The sequence below is a fragment of the Solibacillus sp. FSL W8-0372 genome (genome assembly GCF_037969735.1).
Classification (GTDB): domain Bacteria; phylum Bacillota; class Bacilli; order Bacillales_A; family Planococcaceae; genus Solibacillus; species Solibacillus faecavium.
On sequence record NZ_CP150204.1, the window covers coordinates 3422956 to 3445880 of the forward strand.

21 protein-coding genes are annotated in these 22925 nt (G+C 36.9%); 6 read left to right on the plus strand and 15 right to left on the minus strand.

The features are described from left to right. Positions 1–199: 199 nt before the first annotated feature. Both MKY13_RS17585 and MKY13_RS17590 read right to left on the minus strand, forming a co-directional pair. Entirely contained in the window at positions 200–1381 is a 1182-nt protein-coding gene (locus tag MKY13_RS17585; RefSeq protein ID WP_191700981.1) for an acetyl-CoA C-acetyltransferase, read from the minus strand. Between the two features lie 21 nt (positions 1382–1402). Then, a complete protein-coding gene (locus MKY13_RS17590) occupies positions 1403–2545 on the minus strand; it encodes an acyl-CoA dehydrogenase family protein (protein WP_339214180.1) in 1143 nt (380 codons plus the stop codon). 263 nt (positions 2546–2808) lie between these two features. Between MKY13_RS17590 and MKY13_RS17595 the strand changes: the two genes are divergently transcribed. After that, positions 2809–3384: a metallophosphoesterase family protein gene (locus MKY13_RS17595; RefSeq protein ID WP_339214182.1), complete on the plus strand. Its 576-nt coding sequence runs from the start codon at positions 2809–2811 to the stop codon at positions 3382–3384. A 68-nt stretch (positions 3385–3452) separates the two neighbouring features. Here the strand turns inward: MKY13_RS17595 and MKY13_RS17600 are convergent, their stop codons facing one another. The 4 genes from MKY13_RS17600 to MKY13_RS17615 all read right to left on the minus strand — a co-directional run bounded on the left by MKY13_RS17600 (position 3453) and on the right by MKY13_RS17615 (position 8567). Next, positions 3453–5204, minus strand: coding sequence for a protoglobin domain-containing protein (locus MKY13_RS17600; RefSeq protein WP_339214184.1), 1752 nt, complete (start codon positions 5202–5204; stop codon positions 3453–3455). A gap of 105 nt (positions 5205–5309) precedes the next feature. After that, positions 5310–6206 carry a radical SAM/SPASM domain-containing protein gene (locus tag MKY13_RS17605; RefSeq protein WP_191700977.1) on the minus strand — a complete coding sequence of 299 codons (897 nt, stop codon included), beginning with the start codon at positions 6204–6206 and terminating at the stop codon, positions 5310–5312. Between the two features lie 210 nt (positions 6207–6416). Beyond that, positions 6417–6914 (minus strand): DUF1456 family protein, encoded by a 498-nt coding sequence (locus tag MKY13_RS17610; protein WP_191700976.1) that lies wholly within the window; start codon positions 6912–6914, stop codon positions 6417–6419. Between the two features lie 165 nt (positions 6915–7079). Beyond that, positions 7080–8567 carry a long-chain fatty acid--CoA ligase gene (locus tag MKY13_RS17615; RefSeq protein WP_191700975.1) on the minus strand — a complete coding sequence of 496 codons (1488 nt, stop codon included), beginning with the start codon at positions 8565–8567 and terminating at the stop codon, positions 7080–7082. A 221-nt stretch (positions 8568–8788) separates the two neighbouring features. On the opposite strand from MKY13_RS17615, the gene MKY13_RS17620 reads away from it, so the two are divergent. Next, positions 8789–9016 carry a DUF1540 domain-containing protein gene (locus MKY13_RS17620; protein WP_191700974.1) on the plus strand — a complete coding sequence of 76 codons (228 nt, stop codon included), beginning with the start codon at positions 8789–8791 and terminating at the stop codon, positions 9014–9016. 43 nt (positions 9017–9059) lie between these two features. Here MKY13_RS17620 and MKY13_RS17625 read toward each other — a convergent pair whose 3' ends face one another. Further along, positions 9060–9299 (minus strand): hypothetical protein, encoded by a 240-nt coding sequence (locus MKY13_RS17625; protein WP_191700973.1) that lies wholly within the window; start codon positions 9297–9299, stop codon positions 9060–9062. A gap of 76 nt (positions 9300–9375) precedes the next feature. Then, on the minus strand, positions 9376–10623 hold the full coding sequence (locus tag MKY13_RS17630; RefSeq protein ID WP_191701034.1) for an MFS transporter: 1248 nt from the start codon (positions 10621–10623) through the stop codon (positions 9376–9378). Between the two features lie 303 nt (positions 10624–10926). On the opposite strand from MKY13_RS17630, the gene MKY13_RS17635 reads away from it, so the two are divergent. Both MKY13_RS17635 and MKY13_RS17640 read left to right on the plus strand, forming a co-directional pair. Next, positions 10927–11433, plus strand: coding sequence for a DUF3298 and DUF4163 domain-containing protein (locus MKY13_RS17635; protein ID WP_225231321.1), 507 nt, complete (start codon positions 10927–10929; stop codon positions 11431–11433). 143 nt (positions 11434–11576) lie between these two features. Beyond that, complete coding sequence (locus MKY13_RS17640) at positions 11577–12218, plus strand: cupin domain-containing protein (protein ID WP_339214188.1); 642 nt, start codon at positions 11577–11579, stop codon at positions 12216–12218. Between the two features lie 476 nt (positions 12219–12694). Here MKY13_RS17640 and MKY13_RS17645 read toward each other — a convergent pair whose 3' ends face one another. Then, entirely contained in the window at positions 12695–14314 is a 1620-nt protein-coding gene (locus MKY13_RS17645; protein WP_339214190.1) for a multicopper oxidase, read from the minus strand. 93 nt (positions 14315–14407) lie between these two features. Then, on the minus strand, positions 14408–15799 hold the full coding sequence (locus MKY13_RS17650) for a hypothetical protein (protein WP_339214192.1): 1392 nt from the start codon (positions 15797–15799) through the stop codon (positions 14408–14410). A gap of 215 nt (positions 15800–16014) precedes the next feature. Between MKY13_RS17650 and MKY13_RS17655 the strand changes: the two genes are divergently transcribed. Both MKY13_RS17655 and MKY13_RS17660 read left to right on the plus strand, forming a co-directional pair. Beyond that, positions 16015–16260 carry a hypothetical protein gene (locus MKY13_RS17655; protein WP_191700969.1) on the plus strand — a complete coding sequence of 82 codons (246 nt, stop codon included), beginning with the start codon at positions 16015–16017 and terminating at the stop codon, positions 16258–16260. A 189-nt stretch (positions 16261–16449) separates the two neighbouring features. Beyond that, the gene (locus MKY13_RS17660; RefSeq protein ID WP_339214194.1) at positions 16450–17334 is read left to right on the plus strand and encodes a patatin-like phospholipase family protein; all 885 of its coding nucleotides are present in this window, start codon (positions 16450–16452) and stop codon (positions 17332–17334) included. A 57-nt stretch (positions 17335–17391) separates the two neighbouring features. Here the strand turns inward: MKY13_RS17660 and MKY13_RS17665 are convergent, their stop codons facing one another. The 5 genes from MKY13_RS17665 to nadX all read right to left on the minus strand — a co-directional run bounded on the left by MKY13_RS17665 (position 17392) and on the right by nadX (position 22817). Then, entirely contained in the window at positions 17392–19059 is a 1668-nt protein-coding gene (locus tag MKY13_RS17665; RefSeq protein ID WP_339214196.1) for a DASS family sodium-coupled anion symporter, read from the minus strand. A 311-nt stretch (positions 19060–19370) separates the two neighbouring features. Continuing rightward, positions 19371–20372 (minus strand): hypothetical protein, encoded by a 1002-nt coding sequence (locus MKY13_RS17670; RefSeq protein ID WP_339214198.1) that lies wholly within the window; start codon positions 20370–20372, stop codon positions 19371–19373. Further along, positions 20353–20706, minus strand: coding sequence for a PadR family transcriptional regulator (locus MKY13_RS17675; protein WP_339214200.1), 354 nt, complete (start codon positions 20704–20706; stop codon positions 20353–20355). The genes MKY13_RS17670 and MKY13_RS17675 overlap by 20 nt, the downstream gene beginning before the upstream one ends. 156 nt (positions 20707–20862) lie before the next feature. Next, positions 20863–21834 (minus strand): tRNA-dihydrouridine synthase, encoded by a 972-nt coding sequence (locus MKY13_RS17680; RefSeq protein WP_339214202.1) that lies wholly within the window; start codon positions 21832–21834, stop codon positions 20863–20865. A gap of 203 nt (positions 21835–22037) precedes the next feature. Then, complete coding sequence (nadX, locus tag MKY13_RS17685) at positions 22038–22817, minus strand: aspartate dehydrogenase (protein ID WP_339214204.1); 780 nt, start codon at positions 22815–22817, stop codon at positions 22038–22040. Between the last annotated feature and the right edge of the window lie 108 nt (positions 22818–22925).

Sequence of the window (22925 nt, forward strand, 5' to 3'; positions counted from 1 at the left end):
AATTTGCAAAGTTTTCTAATATAATCTGAAATCATCTAATATATTTTTATTTATGCTAATAAAGTTGCGATTTTCTAATATATCCTTTCGCTGTGCTAAAAAGGTTCAGCTTGTTCTAAAATCATCTTTCTGACATTATTGTTCTAATAAAAACAACAAAAAAAGCATGCTGGAAACTTCCTCCTAGCATGCTAAATTTCTATACTCTTTCTATAATTAAAGCAATTCCTTGTCCGCCACCGATACAAAGACTGGCAACCGCATACTTCCCATTACGTCGTTGCAGTTCGTAAGCAGCGGATAAGATGATTCTTGTTCCACTTGCACCAACCGGATGACCAAGTGCGATTGCACCACCGTTTACATTCGTTTTCTCACGGTCCAGACCAAGTTCCTTTTCCACTGCAATATATTGAGCTGCAAAAGCTTCATTTATTTCAACTAAATCCATGTCTTCAATTGTTAAATTTGCACGCTCCAATGCTTGACGAATTGCCGGAGCCGGGCCGATTCCCATAATCGTCGGATCAACGCCTGCTATTCCCCATGATACAATGCGGGCTAACGGCTTTAACCCTTGTCCCTTTACAAAATCTTCGCTTGCGACAACGATAGATGCTGCCCCGTCGTTAATGCCGGAAGCATTCGCAGCAGTTACGGACCCGTCCTTTTTGAATGCCGGGCGTAATTTAGCCAAGCTTTCCATCGTGCCGCCTTCTTTAATATGTTCATCCTGCTCTATTAAAATTTCGCCTTTTCTTGTAGCTACTGCAACAGGCACGATCTCTTTTGCAAACGTACCGTTCTCGCGTGCTTTTGCCGCACGTTCGTTTGATAGAAGTGCAAAGGCATCTTGCTCCTCGCGGGAAATCGTATATTGTTCAGCAAGTTTCTCTGCCGTCAAGCCCATTCCTGAGCCCGTATACTGGTCAGTTAATGTTGCTTGAAGCATATCTGTAAACTCCAGGTTGCCTAGTTTCGAACTGCTAAAGCGTTGTTCAAAATTGGAATACGGTGATTGGGACATGTTTTCTGCTCCCCCAGCAAGTACTACATTTCCTTCACCTAGTTGAATCATTTGAGCAGCCGATACGACCGATTGCATACCAGATCCGCAAAGACGGTTTAACGTTAATGCTGGCACTTCCTTTGGTACACCTGTATAAAGACCGATATGACGGGCTAAATATGCCGAGTTGGCACCTGTTGTAATTACACCCCCGTAAATTACATGATCGACTTGCTCAGGCTGTACGTTTGCCCGCTTTAACGCTTCCACTGCTGTTTTTGTGCCAAGCTGTACTGCATCTGTTGTTGCAAAAGAACCTCCGAAAGCTGTAAATGCTGTACGTGCCCCGTCTACGATATATACGTTTTTCATTATTCCATCCCCTTAGTCTATCTATTTTATTATTTGTTTTGCAATAATTCCCTTCATAATTTCCGTCGTACCAGCATAAATCGCCGCTACGGGAATATCACGGTAACGTCTCGCAATTTCATATTCTTCCATATAGCCATATCCTCCATGTAACTGTAGGCAATCAGCTACGACTCGTTTAGCCATTTCACTAATCCACCATTTCGCCATGGATACTTCCTTCACAATATCTTTACCAGCAATATGTTTTTCAATTAAACTGTCGACATATGTACGCCCTAGCTCAATTTCCGTCGCCATTTCCGCTAATTTAAATTGTGTGTTTTGGAAATCTGCAATACGACTCCCGAATGCTTTACGTTCTTTCACATAATCTACCGTTAGCTGTAAACAACATTCAGCTTCGATTTGAGTTTCAATGGCTACAATTAAACGTTCCTGTTGCAATTTTTCCATTAAATAATAGAAGCCCCGATTTTCTTCTCCCAATAAGTTTTCTGCCGGTACATGCACATCTTCAAAAATAAGCTCTCCTGTATCTGCACTGTGCATTCCGATTTTATCGAGTTTTTTCCCACGTTTAAAACCAGGTGTACCATTTTCAACTATAAGCAGACTAACCCCTTTATATGCCGGACTTGCCTGCGGATCAGTTTTACAAACGACAACAACATAATCTGCATGAATGCCATTTGTAATAAACGTTTTTTCACCGTTTAAAATATAAAACTCGCCATCTTTTTTCGCTGTCGTTTGTATCCCCGCGAGATCAGAGCCTGCACCCGGTTCTGTCATTGCGATAGCCGAAATGTACTCTCCTGTTACGCTTTTAGGAAGCCATTTTTCTTTTTGCACAGTTGTTCCGTATGCTTCAATATAAGGTGTCACAATATCGGAATGAAGCGAAATCCCGCTTGCTAAGCCTGCGCCAACACGTTCTAGTTCCTCCGTTAATATAGCAGAATAGCCAAAATCCAGTGCAAGCCCCCCATACTCTTCACTGACCATTGGACATAAAAATCCATTCTCCCCAAGCTTCAACCAAAACTCACGTGGGATATCCCGCTCCTTTTCCCATTGCTCAAAATAAGGATACGCTTCTTTATCCAGCATTTTGCGTAAAGCTTTTCTAAACATCTCATGCTCTTCTGTGTAAGTACTCATTTAACCCACCCCTTTATTCTTTTCTGAAAATTTATACATTTTAATTTTAACAGTCACTAAAAATGGAAACAATGACTTTTACAGAAATATTATTGCGCTATACAGAAAATATAAACAACAAAAATATTTCATAAAATCCTATAACATTTGATTCTTTATTTATACCTTCAAATATTTTGAGTAATAAAAATGTTTTATTTATCAATAAATTGACTATTGCTATAATATTGATGAAATCCTATTAAACACGGTGGTGATTCTTTATGAAATATGCAATTTTGAGCGACTTACATTCGCATTATAAAAATACAAAAAAGGTGTTAAATCATATTCAACAAGTAGCGCCCAATGCAGAGATTATTGGCTTAGGGGATTTATTTGAGTGTAAAATCGGCAAGAAAAAAGCAAAAATGGTTCGTCATGCAAAGCTAAAGGACGCGGCGATTATAGATGATAAGTTTATGAGCTTGTTAACATTTCCTTCAATCATCGGTAACCAGGAAGAACGTATTGCACTTGTAACGGGGGATCAACGTTTTCTGCAATATAAAAATGCTCTTGAAATTGAACATGCTACGCTAATTCATGGACATCAAATAGAATGGGATAAAACATTTAATCCAACATTCCCCCATATTGAAACACCGCTACTATTTTTTGGACATAGTCATGAGGCCGCTATATACAACAATGGAAAGAGGCAACCAGTACCATATAATATTCCATTATCAGTTGGACATAAGCGTTATCAGATTAATGTCGGTCCAGTAGTTGAAAATAAGGAATGGTGCTTATACGACAGTCAAGAGATGACTGTTACATTTATGCAGGCACAATAGAGCAATGTAAAATATAAAGAAAACGGGTTATTCAAAGTTAAATTTGAACAACCCGTCGTAAATACATATTATGATCTTACATAAGGAGCTTTTGCGTCGATTAGAATTTGCTGTAAGTGATTTAGTTTCCCGATAACAATATTGGATGTTACCGTTAGATCCTCCAAAAGGATTTCAGCCGCTTGTTTGTCACCAACTGTGTGTGCCTTTACTGCTTTTTTAGCAATATCATAAACTTTTAGGAAAGGTTCTTCCAATTCAAGGAAGACTTTTTCTTCACCTAATAGTTCTCTCCCTTTACCGTAATACCATTGGCCTAAATTAGAATCACGTGGTGAATCTAATTTTAAATTACTCATTTCTTCAAAACCTAATAGTAAATTATAAATTTTCCAGCGCCATAATAAATGATCCGTTATGGCGATTTCAATAATGTCTTCTTGGGCAAGAATAAGGTTTTTAGAAATGGTCTCCGAACGATATTCATCAATCATTTTACTTAAAGTGTAAATTGCAGCCCCTGTATCAAAAGCAATTTTTTTACTTTGAACGGTACTTTCCGTAATGTTACGGTTGCGATCGGCAATTTCTGAGGCAAATTTTGCTTGATGGCGTGTTGTAGAGGAAATTTCCTCAAAACGTAGCCCTTGTGTTTGCAAAGTTGAGTTTAACTCCGATAACGTTTTCGTAATGTGAATAACATCCGATACACCCACGTGTAATTCATCTGTGGAGCGTTTCGTTAATTCATCAATATTGGCTGTAATATGTAATAACGCTTTAATATCAGTATCAATTGATTGAACAGATCGTTTTGTGTCATCTGCTAATTTACGTACTTCCTCTGCTACTACCGCAAATCCTTTACCTGCTTCCCCTGCTCGAGCCGCTTCAATAGAGGCATTAAGCGCTAATAGATTTGTCTGGTCAGCGATACCTTGAATAAGAGACATAACTTTTGATACGCTATTTACGCGATCAACTAAGTTAGCAACATTTTGACGAACCGCTTGTTGTCCTTCGTCTGTATTTTGCAAAATCGCAGATACCTGTTGTAAAGCTGCTAAATCACTATTCAATTCCGTCAAAGACGCTTGTGTATGGATCGAGATATCCCCTACAGAAGCAGCAATTTCTTCTATACTGGCATCCAACTCCAACATCAAATCACTCACCAATTTCACATCATTGTGCTGCACGTCCTGAAATTGAATGAGCTCTTTTATTTGGTCAAGCTGTGTATTATAAGTAATAATTTCACCTAAACCATTTACAACTGAACCGCCTTGAATTTCGATATAAGTTTCAACTATGATTTGTATGTCCAATGTTACGAGACTATCGTAAGCCAACAATGTATCGAGCATTTTTTGATAATCCCGTCCACATTGTTTGGCAATTAAGGGGATAATCAACTGATTAATTAATGTATAGGCTGAAATCATCCAGTTTGGTAGAACTCCGATTCTTGCGTGTACATAAGCGATTTGTCGACGTTTAAATACGTATTCCAAATCTAGTTCGTCCTGAAACAGGCTGGAAAAATGGCGATCAAAAGTAACCTTTAATCGTTCAACACTCGAATTCTCCAAAATAATTTTAGAAAACTCGGGTATTGCCAGTAACCTATTATAAAAATTATCCAAAATTTCATCGCGATTTTCATTATAGATTTTTTTTAATAGCGTTACTGAATTACGGCGTACATGACTTAGCGCCAAAAAGTCCAATTTCTCTTTCAGTCGTTCATTTGCTCTAATATCGGAATCGGATTGTTGACTAAAATAAATATAATTATCAATTTTACTTCTACCAAACATAGTATAATCCCCTCACTTACGACCTATTTTTTTGTTAAATTCGTAAATTTAATACTATGATTATACTATATCCGTTTATATGTCAGAAGGTTTAAAATTAGTATTTTATATGTCAGGTAACTCCGACTCCATGCCAAACTTTTGGCGGAAACCGCATTTTTTACATAGCTCTTCCATAGCTTCACGACGAGAAAAGCCATCTACTAAGTTTTGTGCACGTTCAGTGCTAATAATGTCCCCAAATTGCTGATTATGGACATTGCCTAAATTGATGACACCTTCCCCATCTAGACAGCAAGGAACGACGGAGCCATCCACTAAAATAGCTGCATGTGTACGCAAGGCATGGCAGAATCCTTTCCCTTCATCCGCTTTTTCAAGCAAGCTTGGCCAGCGGAATTCATGATCTTGGTTTAAATAAATATTTTTTGCTATTTTTAAACCTTTGCCCATTTCTACACGCTCTTGAATCTCAAAATCTAACCCATATTCATTTTCTAATATTTCGAGTGTCTCACGGTTTCTGCGGTTTGCCAGTTCCGAAACATTATTGCGCTGTAAATTCCATAATCGGTAGGAAATAATGACATTATGCTCTCGGACATCTCGCACAAACTCCAAAATATCACTTAAATATTTTTCTCGATTTTCAGAACCTTCATGTCCATCGAAGCTATGAAGAGAAAAATTAATTTGTCTAAGTGCTGGCTTACCTAATAGTTTATCGCGGTTCTTTTTAATTAAAGTTCCATTTGTTGTAATATTGACTTTAAAGCCTTTTTCATGGGCAATATCAAGTAATTGACCAATTCGCGGGTGCAGTAAAGGCTCCCCTTTAACGTGCAAATAAATATATTTTGTATAGCCACTAATTTCGTCAAGAATATGAGCAAATTGCTCTACCTTTATTAACCCTTTTGCTCGCTCTGTAGGTGGACAAAAGCTACAAGCTAAATTGCAAACACTTGTAATTTCGATATATACTTTCTTAAAAGTTTTCAACGCTCGTTCACCATTCCTCTTATTAATTATATCTGCCTTAACCTTCTTACTTATGTTTTTGTACGTCTGCACTCAGAAGTAAAGCAATACATTCCATTGTATCAAACTTCAAACATAAATAGATAGTTGACGTTTTATCTCATAATTCAATTTTCCTCTACAAATGAAAAACTGCCTAGAAAGTATTCACCTTCTAAACAGTTTATAATTTTATCCTCGATTTCGAATGGATAAGCCTTTTAAAAACTTGCGGGCAAAGTTGTCCCCACACTCTTTATAATTTCGGTGACCTGGTTTACGCATAATTGCACCTAGTTCGCCTTTCGAAACCGCGATGCCGCCTTCATCCAGAATATCAAGCATATCCTCGGTTGTAAGCTGGCACGCTACCTTTAGTTTCTTTAAGACCATATTGTTTACATGATCCGCCTTTTCTTGTACTGGTGCTGCTTGTCCTTCTTTTTTAGGCATAGGACCGCGCTTAAACGTAATTAGACCATTGAAAAAGGCCTCTAAATTTTTATTGTTTACCTTCATTTGATCGTAATCAACTGGTACTTCAGCCTCTTTTTCCAAAGACTTCGTTAAAATTTTCGGCATTTCCTCTGGTGTAATCGTTAAGCCGCCTAACTTAAATATTTCAATCATTTCTCTATTTTTCAAATCCAGTGCATAACGTACACGGATTAAAATATCATTATTATCCATAATTGCCTCCATCATGTTTTGCTAACGATTATTATAACAGACAGAGAGGTATGGTTGTTAGCTGGACGAATCATCGTTTCCTGAATAACTGGCGCACATTCCCCTAAATTGGTAAGTAAATTTAAAATTAAGTCATCCTGCTGCCACTTTAATAGAATACCGCTTCTAAGTCGTTTGCTTCGGGCGCAACGTATGCTTTAACACTTTTCCAGAAGCATTCCGTGGCAGTTCCCCTATAAAATCTACTTCGTAAGGTATTTTATATTTTGCCAATTGAGTAGCACAATATTCAAATACTTGTTGCTCAGTCAATTCTTTACCTGGCTTTATCACGACATATGCTTTCGGTACTTCGCCATATACATCATGCGGAACGCCAACGATTGCTGCTTCTAAAATTTCTGGAATCTGATAGAGCACTTCCTCCACTTCAATCGGATAGATATTTTCACCACCGCGAATAATCATATCCTTTTTACGATCCACAATATATAAATAGCCTTCCTCATCAAATCGACCTAAATCCCCTGAATGAAGCCAGCCATTTCGAATTGCGTTCGCTGTTTCCTCCGGTGCAAACAAGTAGCCCTTCATGACTTGCGGTCCCTTCACACAAATTTCCCCTACTTCACCCACAGGTACGATTTCACCATCTGAATTAAGCAATTGAATTTCTGTTCGTGCAAGTGGCTTACCTACTGATCCAATTTTAATAAGTGCCGTTTCATCTAATAATGAGCTTGCTGCAGGTGTATTCTCGGTTTGGCCGTATAAGTTTTGTACTTTTACATTTGGGAATGTATCCTTCAAACGTTTCACTAGTTCATATGGCATCGGAGCTGCTCCATAACAGAACAATCGTAAATGCTCAAAATTATAGGCAGCAAGCTCTGGCTTATTTAATAAAATTGTATACATTGCCGGAACACCGAAGAAAATCGTAGTCTGTGTTTCTACCAGTTTTTTTAAAGTTTTCTCAGGTGAAAATGCCTCATCAATTATAACTGTTCCGCCCTTTAAAATTGTCGGTACAGCAAAAACATGACTGCCTGCACAATGGAATAAAGGTGTGCATATAAACATGCGATCCTTTTCATTCATTTCCATAGACTCCGACCAAATTTCTGCTGTTTCCAATACATTACGGTGACTAAGCATTACACCTTTAGGTTTTCCCGTAGTACCCGATGTGTACATGACAACAGATATCTCTTCTAAATCGAATGTTGGTAGCTCTTCTGTTTCCATTTGTGTGTTAATAATTGCTCGCATTTTTTCTAATGTTAGTACTTCGTCAAATCCAGTCAGAGGAAAATCAAGTGTCCCTTGTAACTTTTCATCATAAATTAATACCTTTGCTTTTGAATGTTTAAAAATATACTCGACTTCAGGTGAAGCCAGCTTCGTATTAACAGGCATAACCGTAAGCCCTGCAAGTTGTACACCGTAATAAATCGCCATAAACAGATTGGAATTAAGCGTAAACTGTGCAACAATATCATCTTTTTTAAAGCCTTTTTTTACAAGGTAATGTGCAATTTTTAATGATTTTTCATAAAGCTCTTTATAAGTCCAGGATTCATCTTGAAACACAATAGCTTCAGCTTCCGGTGTTATTCGAGATTGTTCAAATAATGCTTTTGTAACCGTCATCCCCATCGCTCCTCATAAAAACATGTATTTCTTAAATTTTAGCAATTTTTTCTATTTAAATACAGTTTTTCATTCACAAAAAAGAATTGGCTAATTGTAGCTTATTTACTAGAACATAAAAGAAGTGCAATTGGACAAATTAAATATTGAGGAATATAAAAGGATATTTAAGTTAATACTCTTTTTATACTTTTTCAAAAAAATTAACGAGGAGGAAATTTATGCCTACTTTAGAGGTGAAATGTACTGTATCCAACTGTTTTTTCCATGCGGAGGGAAATTTTTGTGGAGCTGAAAAAATAGAAATTAATATGGATAAAACCAGTAAGAATGAGAATACCGAGTTTGCTTCTGATTTCGACCTCCATAAACGAGAGAAAGCGAAAAGCTCAAGCGAAACATGCTGTCAAACATTCATTTCTAAAAAAGATGCATCTAAACACTCCTAAGATTTTTGGAAGCTGTCAACTAGACAGCTTCCTTTCTTAAGTGTTAATGAGGAGAATTACGATCTACCTGAATATTTCCCGGTACTTCATTTAACTTATACGCATTGCTATCTACTTCAAGATTTTCACTTATTGTCTTAAGTGGAACTTCGTCTACCGTATGATCATCTTTCTTTTGAGCTAGTATGGCCAGTGTATCATTATAGGAAAGACCGGATGCTGCATTTAAGCGCTTTACTTCTTCAATATCGGTGCCTGCTTCTGTATATTTTTTCTCGTGCATAAAATCCACCTCCTCCTACTTTAGGATGCGCGAGGAAATGGGGTTTATGTGAAAGAGATGTAGTCAAATTAAAACATTATTCAGGACCATGCATTTCCCTAAAAAGAAACATTCCACCTAAACCAATTACTGAAAAAACAACAGGAATAATAAAGCCATAGTAATAAGCGTTTTGCAACATTCCAGAACTTCCATGAACGTAATCTAATATCGCCCCTAAAAATATCGGTAATAATACAGCACTTAAGAAACCGCCTGTGTTCGCGAAACCCGATACAATACCTGATTCTTCGAGCGGGAAAGAGCGACGAACTGCCGCAAACGTTAATGCACTTGCCCCGTATCCAAAACCGATTAGAAAGAAAAGTATAATCACCCACCAAATCGATGGATATCCTTTAAAGAATAAAAAAGTAATCCAGCTTGATAAGACGATTAGATGAACGGTAATATAAGGTTTTTTAATAGTATCGAACATACTCGCAACCCAACTCATTAAAGGTGCGCCTAAAATTGCTCCAACAAGACCAACCATAATTAGCTGACTTGCCTCAGAACGTGTCATCCCATACATATCCATACCAAAAGGTACTGCCCATGAACTAATAAAACCGACATAACCCCCAACCACTCCAAAATGGCAGAAAAATAAAGCCCATGCCTGACGATTTGAAAAAACCCTTTTTACTATTACTCCTGTTCTTTCTCGAAGTATTTGTTCTTTTTCAACGACCGGTTTTATAAATGTTTGTTTTGTATTTTTTATAAGAACAACATATAGAAGCAAACCACATAAGCAAACGATAGCTCCTAACGAGAAAAAGGCCCCTCTCCAGCCAAGTAGCTGTATCCATGCAGAGAATGGAACAGTAGCTAATAAAAAACCTAAACTACCTGTCATACCGGCAAAGCCTACTAACCGAACAAATTCTTTTTTATGAAACCATTGCCCTAATATAAGCATCATATTTACCCAAATCGTAGCATCGCCTAGTCCAGTTAAAATACGTGATAGAAACAGTACATATTCATGTGTTCCCACACTATAAAATACCGTTCCAACACCCGTTATAACTGCACCCACAATAAGAAAGAAATTCGGTCCAAAGCGATCCGCTAAAATCCCCATCGGAATCTGTAGACTTGTATAAACAAAAAATTGTACACCTGTAATAAATCCGATTGTCGTAGCGGTAATATTAAAATCGTTCATTAACTGGTCCGTAATCAATCCTGGTGCAGTTCTTTGACTTGCCATAAGCAAATACGTAAGCAATACCGAAGCAAATACAATCCATCTGTACTTACTATTTTGTTTATCCAGCATCCTCTACTCCTAATGGTTTTATTTAATAAATTGCGTAAAACCCTTTTCTTGACTCATTTTATGATTGTACTTAATGTAATATCTTTTTAGTTGCAGACATTTTCATAAAGTATTTACCTTTACATATAAATAACAATATCGGTTGTGTTTTTTCAGGTTGAAAACAAACATAAAGGGAGTGTAATCATTCTACAAATAGGTCCTTTGCCTATAAGTACGCTTCGTTTGGATTGTGGCAAAAACCAGATAGTGTATTATCCGTATGTATTTTTTACCGAGAATAATTTTTGGGAAAATAAAATGAATGAGGCAATTAAGGAACAAGTGAAAAAGCTGATTTCTGATCAAGTTGGTGATATGCCGACAACAGTGGAAGAAATGCGAGGTTTTTATGAAATAAAAAATAATCAACGACAAATATTAAGCTTATCACTTTCCAATTATACGTATCATCAAAAGGCTGCTCACGGAATGACCTATATCAAATCATTAAACTTTGATTTAGAAAAACAGAAGATTTGTAAGTTAGAAGATTTATTCATCCCAGGCAGTGACTATATTAAACGGATTTCCAGTCTTGTAAATATTCAAATTCACGAGCGGGATATTCCCCTTCTGGATGATTTTAACGGTATTCAACCAAACCAGGATTTTTATATAGCGGATAAAACACTAGTAATCTATTTCCAGCTATACGAAATTACCCCCTATTACGTAGGCTTGCCTATGTTTCCGATTTCTGTTTTTGATTTAACCGATATTATTGATGAATCAAGTCCTCTAAGTAGGATGGCTGTTAATAATTAAAATTTAATATAACTTGTATGCCTCTCATTTCTAGTGAGAGGCATATGGCTTTTTAGGCACCTTTTTAAGTACACCAAAAGAGGCAAATAAGCATAATATAACTAGAAAGCCAGTTTTAAACTTATATACGAGGTGAAGAAAGAATGGCGTCATCTATAGATTACACATCTCCATCTACTCAATTTGCTTTTGACATAAATAAAAGCACATTATTTAAAAAAGACCATCGAAATTTTATAAACGTATTAGGGGTAAAACAGTTAAATACCTTGGATGATGTGTCCTTACTGGATATATATTTAAGTGCCGATAATATAATTGAACCGCATTATCATCAAAATGCAGCAGAGCTTATCTATTGTATTTCTGGTGCTGTTACCGTATCTATCTTAAATCCTTTCACAAAACAGCTTCTCCATTATCCGCTGACACCTGGACAAGTGGCGAATGTTCCACAAGGTTGGTGGCATTATGAAGTAGCCACTGTTGATGACACACATCTTTTAGCAATTTTTAATGCACCGACTCCTGAAGTAATATTGGGTTCTGATTTATTAAAATTAACTCCACCTAATATTTTATCTCAAACATATTGCATCAATGAAAATGAATGGAACGAAGCCATCAGTTCTGTAAAGCCAAATACCTTTATTGGATCCTATTCCGATTGCTCCAAAGAGACGCAACAAATATCCCCTCAATATTTATATTCCCAGTATCATTGCTCACAATGTGCGCTCCATAGCCAACAAACGCCTTATGCATATCAAAACTGGCACTATTGAAATCGCCACTCTTTAACAAAGCTTCCCACAATGAAAATACTTAAAAAGGATGATGTATATCATGAGATGTTCTGATGAGCAATTGGATATTAATCGCTGGGAGAATGACGGTGGAAAAAGTGTTAGTACTCTAATAAAATTTTAAACAATATTTAGAAAGGCCGAGACAAAAGTAGAGATTTCATTGATTAAGGAAATGATCCTTATGATAAAACCGATACTTGAAAAATTGATTGGAATGGAGGGCGAGTGTAGCTGACGGCTAACGCCTTTAGCTACAAGCAAAGCTTCCTGCGGGAACAGCAAAATTTATTTTGCGACGAGTAACCGCAGGAGCACCGACGCCTGAGACTACAGGCTCAGGCCGTGCCCGCGGAAAGCGTCCCGGAATGGAAATCAATTTTTTTTTGCCAGCAAAAATGCCATTTCCCTCAAGGAGAATGGCATTTTTAGGTTATGTCACAGTCCCTACTCTTTTAATGTTCGTTACTATGAGGAGGTGTTACGGGATGTGCATCTTTAATGACACGAATCGGGCGCATCATATCATGATCTTCATGCTCTAAAAAATGACAATGCCATATATAATCCCCCGTATGTTCCTTCCAGTGCATAATAATTTTTGTTACTTTTCCTATATCCGCTTTTACAGTATCTTTCCAGCCTCGTTCATAATCATGCGGTTCTTCCGGAGGGCCTGTAAATTGCAATTTCCCCTCTGCTACATAAAGATCTACATTAAAAGGTCTACGTTCAAGTATTTTAAATTGCACTAGATGAACATGAATCGGGTGATGGACTGGTGTAGTATTAATCAAATTCCAAACTTCAATGCTATCTAAAGATGGTTTTTCAGTAGCGGGATCATGATACATTTTATCGCCCAATAACAGCATAAGTCTGCCATAACGGTCTAACGTACTTGTTAAAGGAAGATCCCGGACCGTATGCGCATGATGCTCATTCAATTCCATTGCAGGTTCTAATAATGTAGGGATTTGACTTGTATCCTCACCCTTTAATGGCAAGTTTACAGTAAACTTCATAATAACGTTCGTATGTTCATCAGCAAATTCCTCGTCATCATTCATTAAAATTATCTCTTCATTGGCAAAATCACTAAAATCTATAATGACATCTACCCGTTCTGCTGGAGTTAATTCAACTGAATCAATATTTACAGTGGCAGCTAAAAACCCACCATCTGTTCCGATTTGGCTTATTTTCTCATCATTGGAGAGACGCAAGTTATAGCTTCTCCGGTTTGAGCCATTCAATATGCGGAAGCGATACTTTCTCGGCTCAACATTTAATATTGGCCATACCTTTCCATTAACTAGTATCGTATTACCGACATAGCCTAACGTGACAGTCGGGTTTGGCAATGGAAGTTGGTCAGGAACGGGAAGGGGAAATGGTGGATCTAGTTCTGTAGGGTAAAAAATAGAACCATCTTCATTGAATGATTTATCTTGAATGAGTAAAGGAATTTCATAATTCCCCTGTGGCAGTTGTAAACGTTCTTCCGATGAATCACGAAGTAAATAAAAACCAGCAAGACCCGCAACGACATTTAATCGAGTAAGCCCCATTGCATGGTCATGATACCACAATGTCGTTCCAGGCTGGTGGTTTGTATATTCATGTACTTCCTGTTTAAATGTTGGACCTGTAGCAGCGTAATTTTTCGTATACCATGCTTCAGGGTGGCCGTCACTTGCAGAAGCAACATTTGCTCCATGCAAATGAACTACGGTCCGTACTTCTGCGGAATTGTTTACGCCATGCAAACTATAGTCAATCGGCAAGAAATGTTTTTCCGGAAGTCTATTCAAATATTTCACATATGTCGTGTAGTCTTTTTTCGATTCAATGGTCGGCCCCGGAACAATGCCATCATATCCCCACACTTCAGTAAAAGGAAAATTTTTATGGAATCGATGCTTTGACTTTAGCATTTGTATTTCATAATAGGAATTTACCGGATAATTTTTATTTGCTCTCGGTCTTGCAGTAGGCGGTTTTACTAATTTATCTATAAATTTAGGTATTGTATTTGGATCAGCTGGATTAACAGGCTGCTCACTAAAATTCAAAATATACCATCCTTCTTTACTAATTTCATATAGTTTATTCTTTACTTCATTTAGGCGTTACTCCAAGGTGCGTTTTCATAAACTTCAAGTAAATTAAATGATAAACATCGCTACAATTGTCGTAACGATTAACCCCACTACTACAGGTACAAGATTTCGGCGAGCAAGCTCAAATGGGCTAACGTTACAAATTGCAGCTGCAGGAATAAGTGCCCAAGGAACCAGGGTACCACCACCTACCCAAATAGCCGCAATTTGTCCAAGTGCCGTTAACGTTGCAGTTCCTTCACCAATCGCCGTACCAAATAAACTTCCGATTGACCCTACTAGAGAAATTCCTGAGAACCCTGAACCATCTAGCCCCGTAATTGCCCCTACCCCTGTCAGAGTAACAGCAGCTATTTCTGTAGTTAATGGAACAATTGCCGCTAACCCCATACCTAAATCATTGACTATCCCATGTGAAGATTCAGGCAAGTGTTCCCCTATAATGGTAAGAAATCCTGCATCCCCTAAATAGAAAAATGCCGCAATTGGGATTACTGGACCAAATACTTTAAATCCAAATTGAAAACCTTTAATAAAATAGTCCGTCGTTTGATCGAGCCCTTTCTTTCTATAGGCTACAACACAAAGAAGGAGCAATATAAATACAGAAGTCCCTCCTACTAAAGCAGTTGCATCTCCACCTTGTAGATTAAAAACAGACATTGCCACAACGTCGAGTAAAAAAGCAACTGGAATTAAAAGGGCAAAGAATTTTTTCTGTCTCATCGATAATAAATCATCGGGTTTTTCCTGTTCTGTGCTGTTATCATACGTTCCTACTAATGGAATAGTTCCTCGCTTCATATCTCGTTTCAAAAGATAGAACGCCACTGCAGTTGTCACGACACCCATTGTAATAACAAGCGGGATACTCGCCGTAATTACATCCCCTACTGGAATCCCTGCAGCATCGGCAGTCAATTTCGGTGCACCTTGAATAATGAAATCACTAGACAGCGCGATACCATGCCCGAATAAGTTCATTGCCATTGCCACTCCAAGTGCTGGAAGTCCAGCCCGAATTGCTACCGGTAACAGTACTGCTCCGAGTAAGGCAACAGCAGGCGAAGGCCAGAAAAACCATGAAATGACCATCATTAATATACCTATTGTCCAAAACCCGAGTGTCGGATTTTTTATAATTTTTGTAAACGGCGCGATCATTACTTCATTAATACCCGTTTTTGTAAGCACCCGACTCATCGCCACGATAATAGAAATAATTAAAATAGTAGATAAGAGTTCTGTAATCGCATAAATAAAGCTGTTAAAAACCCCACTAATAGAAGAAATAAAGTCTCCTGTTGCGACAAATGCAATAACGAATATTCCTACAATACTAATTAGTGAAGTATCGAGTCGCTTCACCATGAAAATAATAATAAGAACAATAAATGCTACATAAATCCAGTGGAGAGCTGTTAATTCAATTCCCATACTCATCCTCTTTTCCTTTTTTATATAGCATATGGAGTGAAAAGATAGGTGGTGAACGCCTATTTATAATAATATTTTTTAATAAATTGAGCATTCGCCTAGCTTCTTTTCATATGGATAAAAGTTAGTAACTATAAATAGTTGCTACATGTTTATTATTGAACTAAAAAGTGCCATATTACATAAATAGAGTTGATCCAAAAAGGAGGGTGCACATGGCAGTCTGTCCGTTATGCAATGGTTTACATGAAGTGGAGAAATATTGTCGAAAATGCCATATTCTATTAAATGATGAAGGAAAGGTATCTGATTATTTAGATCCATACGGACATTACAATGATGAAGAAACCGTTAAAATGGGTGATGGCTATCCATATACAGCAGCAAATGAAATTTGTCCACACTTATTAACTTGTACTGAGTGCGGTTATGATCAAGTCATTTTTATTCAACAACGCTAATTCATTATTAGAAGGTTGCTCAAATTTTTGGACAGCCTTTTCGTATTGTAAATCCAAGCCATATCGCTACCTTGATATAACCAATCCCAATCTTCTATTAGTTAATAAGCCCACTTTTGATTTTCCCATCATATACTGTTATGAACTTTTATATCCGAACTACAATTATAAATAGGAAAGGGAGAGTAAATGATTGTTGACGGGGTATTTTCAGGTGGTGGTATTAAAGGGTTTGCATATGTAGGAGCAATTCAGGCGCTGGAAGAGAAGGGAATAAAATTTGACCGTGTAGCTGGTACGAGTGCGGGTGCCATTTTGGCAACGTTTATTGCTGCAGGATTTAATGCACAAAAACTTGAAGAAATTTTTGATGAACTGAATTTAAAGGTATTGCTAGATCCCCCCAAACTAACGAGAGAATTTCCATTTTTAAAATGGCTCAATTTATATAGACGTTTCGGCTTGTATAAAGGAAAGGCTTTGGAAAATTGGTTTCTTCAAAAACTAGCAACAAAAGGGATTTATACCTTTGGTGATTTACCAAAAGATTCATTAAAGCTCGTAGCCTCCGATTTAACTAACGGGAAAATTATTGTGTTACCCGATGATTTGCACCACTACAACATAGATGGCAGCACATTTCCCATTTCACGTGCATTACGGATGAGTTGCGGTCTTCCTTTTTTCTTTGAACCGGTTTATTTAAAACACGGGAGTACAGAATCTGTTATTGTCGATGGAGGAGTTTTGAGTAATTTCCCGCTATGGATTTATGATAATGGTCACAAAAAGCGGCCGGTTCTCGGGATGAAGCTAAGCAGTGCTAGCGAGGATAGAGCGCCCCATGAAATTAATAATGCAATTCAATTATTTGAAGCGCTATTTACTACAATGCAAAATGCCCATGATAACCGTTATATCGCCCGCAGACATGAGAAAAATATCATCTTTATTCCGGTTGAAGACTATAGTACGACCCAATTTGATTTAGATGAAAAAACAAAAAATAAATTAATTAGCATCGGAAAAGAAAGGACTATTCAATTTTTAAAATCATGGTCTCCAGTTTGGTAAATACATTTTCAATGTAAAAAAGGTGAAATCCAATGATGCGATTTCACCTTTTTATATTTATTTTATTACTTTGAACACTTCTGGTACTGTATTTAAATCGATCCCCCACAAAACAGGGAGTAAGAAATAAATAGACAGTGTAATGAATATGACACCGAAGACATTCAGTGCAAAACCAGCCTTCATCATATCTGTAATTTTAATATATCCTGAACCGAACACTGCCGCATTTGGTGGTGTGGCAACCGGAAGCATGAATGCACATGATGCCGCAACACCTGCCGCAATCATTAATGCATAAGGGTGGATACCTAAAGCAACAGCAAGTGACGCCATAATTGGATACATCATAGATGCAGTCGCAGTATTCGAAGTAATCTCAGTTAAAGCAAGTACAAGTGCTGCAACTAAGAATATTAATACGATTACACTTACACCTTCAAGTCCCATCAGCTGTGAACCTATCCACTCAGATAATCCAGTGCCTACGAACCCGGAAGCAATGGCAAGGCCTCCTCCGAATAATAGCAAAATACCCCATGGTAATTTCACTGCTGTTTGCCAATCCATTATACGATCACCTTTACGATTCATAGAAGGGATCGCGAATAAAACGATAGCGAAAAATATTGCGATGATTCCATCAGATAGACCGGGAATAAAATCACTTAGGAAGAATGATCGAGTAATCCAAGAAAATGCAGCCAATATAAAGACTACAAAGACAGCCTTTTCTTCAAAAGATGCTTTACCTAAATCTCTTTTTTCTTTATCGATTACAGCACTTCCGCCAGGTAAAGTTTTTATTTTAGACGGGAATGCAATTTTTACAAGGTATATCCACGTGAGAATAATGAAAATCCAGGCAAATGGCACCCCAAAAAGCATCCATCCAGCAAAAGATAGTTCAATACCATACATTTTATTGATTGCACCTGCTAGCAATGTATTAGGTGGCGTTCCTATTAAAGTTGCAATTCCACCAAGGGATGCTGAATAGGCAATCCCGAGCATCAATGCTTTACCAAATGCAAAACGTTGAGGCGAAGTATCTATACTCGGATTGTCATTCTTTAAGCCGTCTGCTACTTGATTAATGATCGCTAGTCCAATTGGAATCATCATCATTGCAGTCGCAGAATTTGAAATCCACATTGATAAAAATCCTGTTGCAATCATAAACCCAAGTACAATTCGGTCCATATTTGTACCGACCATTGAAATTATTGAGATGGCAATACGTTTATGTAAGTTCCACTTTTCCATTGCAAGCGCAATCATAAATCCACCCATAAACAGGAAAATTGTTTCATCTCCATAAGAAGATGAAGTTACCTTTATGTCTAAACTATTTGTTAAAGGAAACAATACAAGAGGTAATAATGCTGTAGCGGGGATTGGGATTGCTTCAGTAATCCACCAAGTTGCAATCCAAATGGTACTTGCCAAGACTCCTTTAGCTTCTGGTGTAAGACCCTCAGGATTAAAAAACAGCAATGTTAAAATAAACAATAACGGTCCTAATATAAGACCTACTATTTGTGCTGTTGTATAACTGCGGCGAGTATAACCTCCTCCACCTCCATTACCCGAACCTGCATTACCTGTTTTTTTGTGATTTCCGTCCGAAGCAATTTTAGAAGAATTTGGTTTTATGAAAAAAGTAAACATATCTTTTACTTGGTCATGCATTTCCCATAACCGATTCCACGTAGTTGAAAACATTGCATTTCCTCCTAAATTTTGTTTTAAAATAGCATTATTTGATTTTAAATATTACTATTCCTTTTATCATTTTTACTTAGATAAATAAAAAAAGCAATAGTATTTAAAATAATGTGAAAATAAAAAATAATAAAGTTTATAGAAAATACCTTGTAAAATATAAATTTTTACATTTTAAATAATATTTTCAATATAGTACATTGTTATATAACATTGATATTACATTTCTAGCAATGCACTTATAAACAAAAAAGAACGAGTCCTGAAAAGGAAATTCGTTCTTTTTTAAATATACTATTTGAAAATATTTATTATACTTTTGCTTTTTTGAAACCATCATAAATATTAATAGCGGCAGTAATTATTAAAATAATAATTGCACCCCCTATTAGCCACATATTGAATTGCTCTTTCGTAATCGTAAACAGATTAGTTATATAAACAACGAATTCTTCGCTCAAAAAATTAGGTTTTATTAAAATAATAATGAAAACAATTGTTGAAATTACTTCAAGTACTGTATTTCCAATAGCCATTCTTTTTGTCCATTGTTCCTTCAATAACTTATAAAGAGCAAATGCAATCTCCAACCCCGCGATAATAAGAACGATTAGCCCATATTGTTGTAAAACATCCTGATTTAATGCTGGCATAACAAATTCTAATCGACCACCATCCCCTTCATATACTCCTATAATCTGGTTAGCATAAAAGTAAAGTGTCACCCAAATAGCCGTCCACATTAAACTCCCGAAAATCTCTAACTTCGAAATTGTTTTCTGCTTAGATATATATGCAACATTTTTTAAATCTTCCGCGGTCCATTTTTCTAAACCTGAAGTTAATGGCAGCTGTTCCTTATCTTTATCAAATCTTTCTAATAAAGCAAAAGTGATAGTTAGCCAGAAAAAAACTTGGATTCCTACTTGAATCAACGTCCAGATACCTTCTCCGACAAAGGATAAAATGCTATTTAATATCGCCTCTTCTCCACTAAAACCAATGAAATATTTTGTGATAATTGTTATTAATGAAACGACAGCAGCTATTGGTACAATCATTTTTAATAATGACATATAAACATCAAAATAGCGTGGACCTATTAAATGCATTGGCTGATCCTTATACCCGTTCGCCAATACCGCTGGATTACCTAACTGATTAAGCACATCTTTAACATCCGCCTCGGTATGATGGTTAGGCAGCATATCCCCAATCGTTGAGCGTAATTCAAGTGCAATATCTGAACGCATTTTTTCAGGCAGCCTTCTAGTGACTTCTTGAATATAAACTTCAATTAAATTCGTTTTCATCGTCATCTCCCTCTCCTAATAAGGAATACAGTTCCTTAGAATTATTAATCCACTCTTTTTTCAATTCTAAAAAAATCTCTAAACCAAATTCACTTAAAACATAATATTTTCGAGGTCTACTCTCTGATGTGTCCCAACTGCTTGAAACTAGTTCTTGCTTTTCCAATCTACGTAGTAAAGGGTACAAAGTACTTTGATCAATAGAAATTCCTGCTCCTTCCAATGATTGGACTAATGAATACCCATACTGCGGTGTTCTTAATTGACTAAGGACAGCTAATGTCAAAGTCCCTCTTCTAAGCTCTATCTTTAAGGAACTCAATAAATTGCTCACTAATACACCTCACTCCATAATAATGTATGTCATACAGTATTATTATATACTATGTATCATACAGTATTGTTGTGAATAACACTACTATAAATTGGTAATTGAACAAAATTAAACTCCTGTGGACTTGTTAAGGTCCACAGGAGTTTAATTTTGTTCTTATTCTTTGACTTTGTTTATTTCAAAATTATTCAGCAGTTCACGTACTTCATCCGTTGATTTTGTGTTCATTAATTGATTTCTTAACTCACCTGCACCACGGAAGCCTTTAACATAAATTTTGAAAAAGCGGTGTAAACCTGACATAGAACGTGGCAGCATTTCCGCATATTTATCCTGTAAATCAAGTTGAAGCTTTAAAAGATCAAGGTATTCCTCAGGGCTATGCTCTTTCGGCTCTTTTTCAAAAGCAAAAGGATTTTTGAAAATACCACGGCCGATCATTACCCCATCAATACCGTACTTTTCAGCGAGCTCTAAACCAACTTGTCGATCTGGAATATCACCATTGATTGTCAATAATGTTTGTGGCGCAATTTCATCTCTTAATTTTTTTATTTCCGGAATTAGCTCCCAGTGAGCATCAACCGCACTCATTTCTTTTCTCGTACGCAAATGAATCGATAGGTTAGCGATATCCTGTTTTAAAATATGTGTCAGCCATTCCTTCCATTCCTCTACATCTTTATAGCCAAGACGAGTCTTTACACTGACAGGTAATCCACCAGCTTTTGCTGCTTCAATCAGCTCAGCTGCAACATCGGGACGAAGAATCAGACCGCTTCCTTTCCCTCTTTGTGCAACGTTTGGTACAGGACATCCCATATTTAAATCAATACCTTTAAATCCTTTTTCGGCCATACCTATACTCATTTGACGGAAAAATTCTGGGTTATCTCCCCAAATATGTGCAACAAGGGGTTGTTCATCTTCCGTAAAATGTAAACGACCTCTTACACTTTTTTCTCCCTCTGGATGACAGTAGCTATCAGAATTTGTAAACTCTGTGAAAAATACATCCGGTCTGCCTGCTTTCGCTACAACATGACGAAAAACAGTATCCGTCACGTCTTCCATAGGTGCAAGAACGAAAAACGGTTTCGGTAAATCGTTCCAAAAATTTTCTTTCATACTATTTCAAGTCCTCTCAAAATGGGATTTTGCTTTACTCATCCCTTAAGTTAAGCTCATTAATAGAGCATAATTGTCATCAGTTACTTTAAAACTATCGTAAGCCTCAAAAACACTTTTTTATTTTATACTTTTCAAACGTTTCCTTCTACAATATTGCCTATATATCTAAAGATTAAGGACAACATTTCACGTTTAAAACACTATCCACCTATTCTAATCTTCCCGTTCATCCTCTTTAGTGTTCCTAAAATACTCATAGCAGCTAAATAGCTCGTTTTTGGATTTTCCGGCAATGGATTATTTTTAATCGTAAATGTCGCTTCCCCAAACTCTCCTGTTATTTCAACATGATGAATGTTTTTTTCAATATATGGATCCGCAATTAAAGTTACTTTAGTATTTTCCATACCAATCCCGGCCAGTGCAAGGACAATGGAAACATTCATATTTTTAGGAAATCGCTCGATTGCATCTGCTGCTTTTCCTTCGAATACGACTTGAGCTTCCTCAATTTCCTCAGCAATTAACGAACTTGCTGGCTTACAAGTAGTGAGTGAAACATAAGTAACTTTACCGAGGGCATGTGCATTTTGTAAAATGTCCAAGCCCCCAATTGCTCCTGAAGGTAAATGAATATCATTATTATACTTGTGTGCAAGATGACTAATTTTGGTTACTAGTTCCATATCAGCAAATGCACCGACGCTGATTACCACAACATCTTTTTGAGTTATAATGTCTGGCACTAGATCTTTCACAGCATTTATATTCGCCGCTTCCACTACAACATCAATACCCGAACTTAGAAAATCAGTGAGATCCGTAAATAATTCAACCTCGAATTGCGATGCAACTGTTTCGTACTTTCTCTTATCCTTTACGAATACACTTTTAACTCTTAAATCATTATGGTCCTTTTGGTTAATTTCATTTAATAAAAAATGAGCGATTGCACCCGCCCCAACTATACCAATATTCATGTTAAATCTCCTTATTTGCTTTTATTATTCTTACTTTCCACCATAACATATCTTCGTCCTGCTTTATCCTTACAATTAGGTTTCCTTTAAAATCTCCATTACTTTGGG

Coding starts and splice junctions, on each gene's coding strand:
- MKY13_RS17665 (WP_339214196.1), bottom strand. CDS start 19,059: ATGTTTTCAACTACGTGGAATCGGTTATGGGAAATGCATGACCAAGTA.
- MKY13_RS17655 (WP_191700969.1), top strand. CDS start 16,015: ATGGCAGTCTGTCCGTTATGCAATGGTTTACATGAAGTGGAGAAATAT.
- MKY13_RS17590 (WP_339214180.1), bottom strand. CDS start 2,545: ATGAGTACTTACACAGAAGAGCATGAGATGTTTAGAAAAGCTTTACGC.
- MKY13_RS17610 (WP_191700976.1), bottom strand. CDS start 6,914: ATGGATAATAATGATATTTTAATCCGTGTACGTTATGCACTGGATTTG.
- MKY13_RS17615 (WP_191700975.1), bottom strand. CDS start 8,567: ATGACGGTTACAAAAGCATTATTTGAACAATCTCGAATAACACCGGAA.
- MKY13_RS17600 (WP_339214184.1), bottom strand. CDS start 5,204: ATGTTTGGTAGAAGTAAAATTGATAATTATATTTATTTTAGTCAACAA.
- nadX (WP_339214204.1), bottom strand. CDS start 22,817: ATGAATATTGGTATAGTTGGGGCGGGTGCAATCGCTCATTTTTTATTA.
- MKY13_RS17625 (WP_191700973.1), bottom strand. CDS start 9,299: ATGCACGAGAAAAAATATACAGAAGCAGGCACCGATATTGAAGAAGTA.
- MKY13_RS17670 (WP_339214198.1), bottom strand. CDS start 20,372: ATGAAAACGAATTTAATTGAAGTTTATATTCAAGAAGTCACTAGAAGG.
- MKY13_RS17620 (WP_191700974.1), top strand. CDS start 8,789: ATGCCTACTTTAGAGGTGAAATGTACTGTATCCAACTGTTTTTTCCAT.
- MKY13_RS17635 (WP_225231321.1), top strand. CDS start 10,927: ATGAATGAGGCAATTAAGGAACAAGTGAAAAAGCTGATTTCTGATCAA.
- MKY13_RS17650 (WP_339214192.1), bottom strand. CDS start 15,799: ATGGGAATTGAATTAACAGCTCTCCACTGGATTTATGTAGCATTTATT.
- MKY13_RS17585 (WP_191700981.1), bottom strand. CDS start 1,381: ATGAAAAACGTATATATCGTAGACGGGGCACGTACAGCATTTACAGCT.
- MKY13_RS17660 (WP_339214194.1), top strand. CDS start 16,450: ATGATTGTTGACGGGGTATTTTCAGGTGGTGGTATTAAAGGGTTTGCA.
- MKY13_RS17595 (WP_339214182.1), top strand. CDS start 2,809: ATGAAATATGCAATTTTGAGCGACTTACATTCGCATTATAAAAATACA.
- MKY13_RS17680 (WP_339214202.1), bottom strand. CDS start 21,834: ATGAAAGAAAATTTTTGGAACGATTTACCGAAACCGTTTTTCGTTCTT.
- MKY13_RS17640 (WP_339214188.1), top strand. CDS start 11,577: ATGGCGTCATCTATAGATTACACATCTCCATCTACTCAATTTGCTTTT.